The 5,562-nt window shown below is 70.0% G+C and carries 3 protein-coding genes; all 3 read left to right on the top strand.

The genetic code is table 11. The features are described 5' to 3' along the window. Window positions 1-362: 362 nt before the first annotated feature. The 3 genes from AB0O91_RS41015 to AB0O91_RS41025 all read left to right on the top strand — a co-directional run bounded on the left by AB0O91_RS41015 (window position 363) and on the right by AB0O91_RS41025 (window position 5,211). Window positions 363-2,237, top strand: coding sequence for a DNA/RNA helicase domain-containing protein (locus AB0O91_RS41015; protein ID WP_363444620.1), 1,875 nt, complete (start codon window positions 363-365; stop codon window positions 2,235-2,237). A gap of 65 nt (window positions 2,238-2,302) precedes the next feature. Next, complete coding sequence (locus AB0O91_RS41020; RefSeq protein ID WP_363444623.1) at window positions 2,303-3,688, top strand: hypothetical protein; 1,386 nt, start codon at window positions 2,303-2,305, stop codon at window positions 3,686-3,688. Beyond that, window positions 3,685-5,211 (top strand): N-6 DNA methylase, encoded by a 1,527-nt coding sequence (locus tag AB0O91_RS41025; protein ID WP_363444626.1) that lies wholly within the window; start codon window positions 3,685-3,687, stop codon window positions 5,209-5,211. Before AB0O91_RS41020 ends, AB0O91_RS41025 begins: the two co-directional genes overlap by 4 nt. The last annotated feature ends 351 nt before the right edge of the window (window positions 5,212-5,562 follow it).

Below are 5,562 nucleotides of genomic sequence, written 5' to 3' on the forward strand. Positions count from 1 at the left end.
TCTGACGCTTCCAGTGGCCGAGCCCGAAGCAGTCCTTGAGAAGCAGGTAGAGCAGGAGCCTACAGAATGCGGTCCGGAGTGGTCGGAGGCAGAGGTGCTGCAGGCGAATTCGAGCAGGCCCTTGCGGAGGTCAGCGCGTCGACGCCGCTACGCCGAACGGTAATTCCTTGTCTCTCCTGTCCGGCGCTGGGATACTCGGTGCCCATTAAAGTTCGCTGTCGACTGATACAGGCCGGTGGCAGGCTCGGCATGAGTGGTGCGGCCGCGACGGGGTTCCGGTCGGTCATCGGGGGAGTGGGTTCGGGATGGCGACTGGTGCTGTGTGGGGGGCGTTGGAGGCGTACTGGCCGGCCGAGGAGCTGGTGCGCAACCGGCTGGCGTTGGTCGAGAAGATCGAGCAGTGTTACCGGGAGGCCCACCCCGAGGGGAAGGACCCGTCGACGGGCGATGTGACGTCGTGGCGGGAGAGCCTGTACGAGGTGGCGACCGTCCTGACCGGCCTCGGGCGCGGTCAGGTGTGGATGTTCGTCGAGTACCGCGTCGACCCCGCCATGAACCCGATCGACGTCGTGCTCGCCGGCTGCCACCCGTCGGGCGGATTGAGCTTCGCCGCCATCGAACTCAAGCAGTGGAACACTGTCGAGCGTCCCCGGGCGGACAAGCCCAAGGGTCTGTGCGCGTCGTGCAGGTCCGGTGGCGGGAACGGACTGTGCGCGCAGTGCGCGGTCGACCGCGTCTTCGTGCCGGATTACGACAAGCACAAGAAGCACCCGGCCGTCCAGGTGCAGGACAACGTCGTCGCGCTCAGGAAGCACCACAGCATGTTCGACAGCCGCTACGTCAGCCTCACCGGTGCCTCCTACCTGCACAATCTCAAGCGCCTGGACGCGCAGTGGATCGGCAACGTCGCACCGTGCCCCGGAATCCCGACGTTCACGGCCCGCCGGCCCGCCGACCTGCGGAAGTTCCTCGAGGCCAACTTCGCCCCGGCGTCGGGTGCCGAGGGGGCCCAGGCGCTCCTCGACCGGCGGCGCTCGGAGACGCTCCTCACCGACGAGATCGGCGCGATCATTGACGGCCACACCCGTTTCAGCCTGGTGGAGAACCAGCTGCGCACGGTGAACGACGTGATGGAGACCGTCCGCGCCACGTCCGCCCCCGGAAGCAAGAAGGTCTACGTGGTGAGCGGCCGGGCGGGCAGTGGCAAGTCGCTCGTCGCGCTGACCCTGCTGGGAGACGCACTGTCCGAGGGCTACCAGGCTTCCTTCGTGTCCGGGGGCATCGCTTCGCGCGACACCTTCCGGCGTGCGGCACCGGGCCGGCGCGCCGCCTTCACGACGCTGAGCAAGGTCGCCGACGACCGAGCGGCGGACGAACTCGACCTCGTCCTGTGCGACGAGGCGCACCGGTTGTCGGAGCGCCCGATGAAGGGCTCCTTCCACATGCGGCCCGGCGAGTCGTCGGTCGACGTGATCGTCTCCCGAGCACGGGTGCCCGTGTTCTTCATCGACGGTGACCAGCGGCTGTTCGCCGAGGAGGTGTGGTCTCCGGAAGCACTCGTCGAGGAGATCAAGCGTCTCGGGGCGGAGGTCGTCCCGATCACCTTGGACCGGGTGCTTCGTGCCGTCGGCAGTGCGACGTACGACGCCTGGGTCCAGCCGCTCGTGGCCGGTGCCCCGATCGTGTGGAACCCCGACGACGGTCCGGACCCGGAGCCGTTCCAGCTCTACTACGCCGAGAGCGCGGGCGAGATGGAGGGGTTCCTGCGTGCCCGGCAGGAGGCGGGTGCCAGCGCTCGGATGAGTGCGGGCATGTGCTGGCCGTGGACCGATTCGAGCGGCACGGTGCCGGAGGTCGCCCCGGAGGAGGGGTGGGCTCGCCCGTGGAACGCCGGTGACGACCACAAGACCCCCGGTGTTCCGAAGCGCAAGTACTGGGCGACGGATCCCGGAGGTCTCGGGCAGATCGGCTGCGTCCACACCGCGCAGGGGCTGGAGTACGAGTGGGGCGGTGTGATCATGGGGCCGGACCTCACGTGGGAGGACGGCGCGTGGGTCGTGCACCGCGAGCACGTGCTCAGCAAAGCCGACCGGATACGGTCCGACGAGGAGCTCACCCGGGCGATCTGCAACGCCTACGGCGTCCTCATGACGCGTTCCATCCGCGGCACGGTGCTGTACTCGGTCGATCCGGCGACCAGACGGCTCTTCGCCGAGCTCGGTCTCCAGAAGATATGAGCTCGGTGACCGACAGCGGTCGCCGGGCCGCCCCCGCACGGCCCACGAGGGGAAGCGAGAGCCAGTTGCCAGTGAAAGCCCCGCCGCTGCCGCCCGGGTGGTCCCGCCGCCGGGTGGGCGAGATCGCCACGGTCCAGCGCGGCCTGGGAGCCTCCCGTTCACAGGCTCCCGGCCCGCTCACGCGGCGCCAGCTGAGGTGCTCGAACCTCGGCTGGGGAGTCCTGGACCTCACGAAGGTCACAACCACGGAGCTGACCCGGGAGCAGGCTGGCCGATACGGCCTGCTCCCGGGCGACATCCTCCTGGCCGAGGCCTCCGGGAGCGTCGAGCGCATCGGCCGCCCGACGCTGTGGAACGGCGAGATCGAGGACTGTACCTTCCACAGCGGCCTCATCCGTGTTCGGCCGGCGCCCGGGGTGGACTCCCGCTACCTCTACCACGCCCTGTCCTTCGACGCCCTGCGCGGCGAGTTCGGCCGACGTGCCAGGGGCGTCACCGGTCTCAAGCACCTGGGGTCCGCCCCGGTCCGGGACTGGTGCGTCCCGGTGCCGCCGTCGGCCGAACAACGGCGCATCGCCGACGCCCTGGACGAGCTGCTGGGCCGTCTCGACGCCGGCGAAGCGGCCCACAACGCCGCGCGGCAGGGGCTTCCCCGGCTGTGGGACAGCGTCCTGAACGCCGTGGTCAGCGGGTGCCTCACCGACGCGGACGCCGCCGACGGCCCGGCCGAAGCTCCCGCCACAGGGCCGTTGCTGCCGATCGCGGAGGTCGCCGAGGTCACCGCGGGGCTGCGCACGCCCACAGCCACGGACAAGGGATCCCTGCATCCGTACCTCGGCGTTGCGAACGTCGCGCGCGAGACCATGACACTCGGCGACGTCCGCCAGGTCACCATCCCCGTCCCCGCGCTCGACGCCGACTCCGTGCGTCGCCGTCTCCTCGACGTCGGCGACCTCCTGGTCGTCCGGCAGAACGGCAGCCTCGAACGCATCGGCCAGGCCGCCACCTGGCACGGCGAGCTGCCCGGAGCCCTGTACCAGAACCACCTCGTTCGCATCAGGCCGGACCGGCGGCTCCGGCACCGGTTCCTCGAACTGGTCTGGAACGCCCCCGTTACCCGCTACCGCCTCCAGGCTCTGGGCAAGGGCACGACTGGCAGCCTCTCCGTCCGCCTCGAGGACATCAGGGCCATCACCGTCCCCGTTCCCGCCCTCCACGTCCAGGACCGGCTCGTACGGGCGGCGGAGATCTGGAAGGAGCGCGTCAGCGCGACCGGCACGCACGTGGAGGAGGCCCGCCGATCCGGCGCCGGGCTGCGACTGTCGATCCTTGCCGAGGCCTTGTCTGGCTGGCTCACCGGCTCTGTGGCAACCGACGGTGCCACCCGGCCCGGCGATCAGGCCGGGTTCCCCGAGGCCGGTTACCAGCAGCAGGAGTTCGACTTCCGATGAGCAACAGCCGCCCCAACGAGCCATTCCTGCCCTTCGATCGGCAGGAGCGTCCGACAGCCTTGGCGGACCGGTTGTGGAGCCGGTACGAGCGGCTGCGCGAGGACGGCGTCCCGGACTGGACGTTCCTGGAGACGGTGTCCCACCTTCTGTTGTTCAAACGGGCCGACCGACGGGCCGTACGCCGTCCCGGGCACCCGGCCCGTCCAAAACTCGCCACCGCATCCGAAGCCTGGCGCACGCTCCGCGCCACTTCGAACCTCGACCTGCCAGAGGTGTACGAGCGGATCCTGAAGGACCTCGGCAGCCGAACCGAAACCGCACTCGGGCGCGCGCTCGCCGACACCTGCCGGGTCGTCACTGATCCGCTCCTGCTCCGGGAACTGATCGACGATCTGGAGGAGGGAATCACTCCGGGCCCTGACGAGGGCGAGGACGAGGGTGACGTCCTGAACGCCCTGTTCGAACTCACCGTCCAGGACAGCCGGAGAAGCGGCCTGCACCACACCCCGCGCCTCCTCGTCGACACCCTCGTACGCCTCGCGGGACCGGGACCAGCCGACAGCATCGCCGACCCCGCGTGCGGAACAGGTGGCTTCCTCGTCGCGGCGCTGCGTCACATCCGCGAGCGGCACCCCGGCGCCGCGTTGTCACCGTCGATCGAACCCCGCATCGAGGGCAACGAGCTCTCCCCGGCATACCGCCTGGCCGGCGCCAACCTGCTCCTTCAGGACACCAGCTGGTACGGCGGCCCGGTACACGTCACCAACGCCAACCCGCTCCACGCGCGTGCCTTCAACCGGGCCGACATCGTCCTCGCCAACCCGCCGTTCGGAATGCTGGACACCCCGCCGGACCGCACCGACTTCGCTGTCCGTACACGCGGCAGGGCCCTCAACCACCTCCAGCACATCATGTCGGTCCTCGCCCCCGGTGGCAGGGCAGCAGTGGTACTGCCGGACGGCGTCCTGTTCGGAAAGGGGTCCGCCGAGGCGGTGCGGCGGCTACTGCTGCACGACTTCGACCTCCACACGCTCGTCAGACTGCCCACGGGTATCTTCGACGGCGCGCCGGGGGTCCGCACCAACGTCCTCCACTTCACCAAGCCGCACACCCCCTCGGACACGCCCGCCACCACCCATCTGTGGGTCTACGACCTGCGCACCGGCCACTCGTTCCACCCGACACAGCACCCCCTGCGTGCGGAGGATCTGGCCGGCGTCCTCAAGGCCCTGCGCCCCGGCGACCGCGCCTCCCGAACGGAGACCCCGGACGGACGCTTCAAGCGCTTCACCTACGAAAACCTGATCAACCGGAACGACGCCAACCTCGACCTGATCTGCCCCATCGCACACCCGACCCCGCAGGACGACAACCCGCTCGAGGCCATCGCAGCCGAGATCGCACAGAACCTGCGGGCCGCGCTCGCCGAGTTCGAGGCCATCACCCAGGCGCTCGCCCAGGCACCGTCGCAGTTCCCGCTCCCGGCATCGGCTGAACCTGCCAGTCCCGCCTCCGACGGGTGAGTTCGGGCGCGCGAGACATCGCCGTTCAAGACCGTGCTCCGCGTCCCCCCACTTGCCGGAGATCGTCCCATAGTTGCCCGGTCCTCCCCTGGACCTGGGGGAACCAACGCGACCGGCAACCCGGCTGCGCGGCAGCGATCGGCGGCCGGCCACGGGGACGGATCAGCGCGGAAGGGCCGTCAAGGCCAGGGCTCGGCGGCAACCGGACTTCCGTGATCGGCGTAGTGACACCAGCCCCACCCAACGCCTGGGGAACGACGGAGACCGACCCGGGCAGCGGAAGCGGCACGGACCGCAAGCCCCTCCGCCGGAGGCGGCATAGCTGACCACTGGAGCGACGACGGCGAAGCG

Source organism: Kitasatospora sp. NPDC089797 (assembly GCF_040684795.1).
Taxonomy (GTDB): domain Bacteria; phylum Actinomycetota; class Actinomycetes; order Streptomycetales; family Streptomycetaceae; genus Kitasatospora.